This window comes from Hydrogenophaga atypica (assembly GCF_042665215.1).
GTDB lineage: Bacteria > Pseudomonadota > Gammaproteobacteria > Burkholderiales > Burkholderiaceae_C > Hydrogenophaga > Hydrogenophaga defluvii_A.
In genome coordinates this window covers 1-2,741 of record NZ_JBHTCA010000065.1, presented here as the reverse complement: position 1 = coordinate 2,741, position 2,741 = coordinate 1, and the positions used below count along the sequence as shown (strand labels likewise).

Here is a 2,741-nt window from a genome sequence, read left to right as displayed (position 1 = left end):
CACACCAGCATCACTTCCAGCGGATAGTGCAGCCGTTTGAGGACCCCACGCAGGACCGAATTCTGGAGCTGGATTGACAACGCTTGCATCATCAAATCCTAGCCGTTCCGCTTATTGCGACACAACCCTCAGCAAGGGATATTGTTAAATTGACCAATCAACATTTCCCGTATTGAAGCGCCCTCGAATTCCTGATCCCGTACGTGCAGAAATTGGGCAACAGTTTGGCAAAGTATCTGACTGGTAGCACAACCGAGAGCTTGTTCGGGGCGAAGCTGGCTTTTGCGGGGCAGCCAATCGGCTACCCTGACTTGGCGAGGACGTTAAACCCTGTCTCATTCCCTTGTATCGCGCACCGCCAGCGTGAATGGCTTCGTTAGTCAGCCACGAAGCCCGAGGCCTTGATCACCGGCTCCCAGCGGGCCGCCGCCTCGGCGCCGCGCGCGGCCAGTTCTTCTGGCCCCTTGCCCACGGGCAACACGCCCATGTTGAGCAGCTGCTCACGCACGTCGGGCGCCGACAGCGCCTTGACCAAGGCGTGGCTCCAAGTCAGCACCACCTCCTTGGGCGTGCCGGGCGGTGCGTACAACGCATTGAAGCCCATGCCGGTGATGCCGGAGTAGCCCAGCTCGGCGAAGGTGGGCACCTCAGGCAGCTGGGGCACACGGCGTTCGGACGACACTGCCAGGATGCGCAGCTTGCCCGCACGGTGCTGCTCCAGCGGGCTGCCCAGCACGTCAATGCCAGCGCTGATCTGGCCGCCGATCAGGCCCACCAACATGGGTGCGCTGCCCTGGTAGGGCACGTCCTCCATCTTCACCCCCACGGTCTGGCCCAGCAGGATGCCGAAGAAGTGGTGCGGCGCACCGCGCGCGGGGATGCCGTAGTTGGTTTTGGTGGGATTTTTCTTGGCCCAGGCCACGTACTCGCCCAAGGTCTTGACCGCTGGGTCGGAGCCAGCGATGAAGGTGAAGGGAAACTCGCTCACCGTGCCCACAGGCACCAGGTCTTTGACCGGGTCGTAGTTGATTTTGCGCAGGGTGAAGGGGTAAAGCGCGACCAGCGCGTCGGGGCCCAACATGATCACGCTGCCGTCGCGCGGCGCGGCCTTGAGCAGATCCACCGCGATGCGGCCACCCGCGCCAGGCTTGTTGTCCACCAGCACCGGGCGCTTGAGTTCCACGCGCATCTTCTCAGCCAGCAGGCGCGCCACGGCATCAAACGAGCCCCCGGCCGGAAAGCCCACCAGGATGCGGGCCGGGGTGGCATCGTTCTGCGCCAGGGCAGCAAAAGAGGCGCAGGCCAGCACGGCGGCCTGGGCGGTGCGCAGCCAGCGGCGGCGGCTGAAGGGATGAAGGTTCATGTCTGTCTCCTTGGGTTGAATTTTGAAAGGCGTGGGGTTTCAGAAAGGAAAGTGGCCGGGCCGGGTCTCGACCGTGATCCAGCGCAGGTCGGTGAACTCGGCGATGGCGGCACGGCCACCGAAGCGGCCCCAGCCCGAGTCCTTGACGCCACCGAAGGGCATCTGCGCCTCGTCGTGCACGGTGGCGCCGTTGATGTGGCAGATGCCCGATTCGATGCGCTCGGCCACACGCAGCGCGCGGGCGATGTCGCGGCTGAAGACGGCGGCAGACAACCCGTACTCGGTGTCGTTGGCCACGCGCACGGCCTGCTCGTCGCCGCGCACCCGCACCACGGTCACCACCGGGCCAAAGCTCTCCTCGGCGTAGATGCGCATGGCGGGCGTCACGTGGTCGAGCACGGTGGCCTTGAGGATGGTGCCCTGGCGCTCGGGGGCGCTGCGCAGCACCGCGCCCTTGGCCAGCGCGTCGTCGATCAGGGCCATCACGTGGTCGGCGGCTTCGTGGCTGATGACCGAACCCAGCACCACCGGCCCGCGCGGGTCGCCGGCCGGCAGCGCGGCGGCCTTGTCGGCCAGTTGCTGCACGAAGGCATCGGCCACGGCCTCGTCCACCACGATGCGTTCGGTGGACATGCAGATCTGGCCCTGGTTCATGAAGGCGCCGAAGGCGGCGGCCTTCACCGCCTCGCCCAGGTCGGCGTCGTCCAGCACCAGGAAGGGGGCCTTGCCGCCCAGCTCCAGCAGCACCGGCTTGAACAGGCAGGCGCACTGCTGGGCGATGAGGCGGCCCACGCGGGTGGAGCCGGTGAAGTTGACGCGGCGCACGGCCGGGTGCGCGATCAGGGCCGCCACCACCTCGGCGGCATCGGCCGGCGCGTTGGTCACCACGTTGAGCACGCCGGCGGGCAGGCCAGCCTCCTGCAGCGCGGCGCCTATGAGCTGGTGGGTGCGCGGGCACAGCTCCGAGGCCTTGAGCACCACGGTGTTGCCGCAGGCCAGCGGCATGGCGACGGCGCGCACGCCCAGGATGACCGGCGCGTTCCAGGGCGCGATGCCCAGGCAGACGCCGGCGGGCTTGCGCACCGACATCGCCAGGCAGCCGGGCTTGTCGGAGGGGATGACCTCGCCGCCCACCTGGGTGGTCATGGCGGCCGCCTCGCGCAGGATGCCTGCGGCCAGGCGCACGTTGAATCCGGCCCAGCCGGCGGTGGCGCCGGTCTCACCGGCCATGGCGTCCACGAAGTCGGCGTTGCGGGCCTCCAGCGCATCGGCCGCGCGCAGCAGCAAGCCCCGGCGTTCGGTGGGCCCCAGCGCGGCCCAGGCGGGCAACGCGGCGGCGGCGGCATCGGCGGCCAGGCGGGCATCGGCCGCGCTGGGG

At 68.2% G+C, this 2,741-nt stretch carries 2 protein-coding genes and 1 pseudogene; all 3 read right to left on the bottom strand.

Translation table 11 applies throughout. The features are described 5' to 3' along the window. Nucleotides 1–92, bottom strand: a pseudogene (locus ACFQPB_RS23745) (IS6 family transposase); the annotation flags it as partial. Nucleotides 93–376: 284 nt separating this feature from the next. Then, nucleotides 377–1,363, bottom strand: coding sequence for a Bug family tripartite tricarboxylate transporter substrate binding protein (locus tag ACFQPB_RS23740; RefSeq protein WP_382228869.1), 987 nt, complete (start codon nucleotides 1,361–1,363; stop codon nucleotides 377–379). A 39-nt stretch (nucleotides 1,364–1,402) separates the two neighbouring features. Beyond that, the coding region (locus ACFQPB_RS23735; RefSeq protein ID WP_382228866.1) for an aldehyde dehydrogenase at nucleotides 1,403–2,741 on the bottom strand (1,339 nt) is incomplete at its 5' end.

Excerpts from the sequence above, each read along its gene's own strand:
- ACFQPB_RS23740 (WP_382228869.1), bottom strand. The coding sequence starts at position 1,363 with ATGAACCTTCATCCCTTCAGCCGCCGCCGCTGGCTGCGCACCGCCCAG.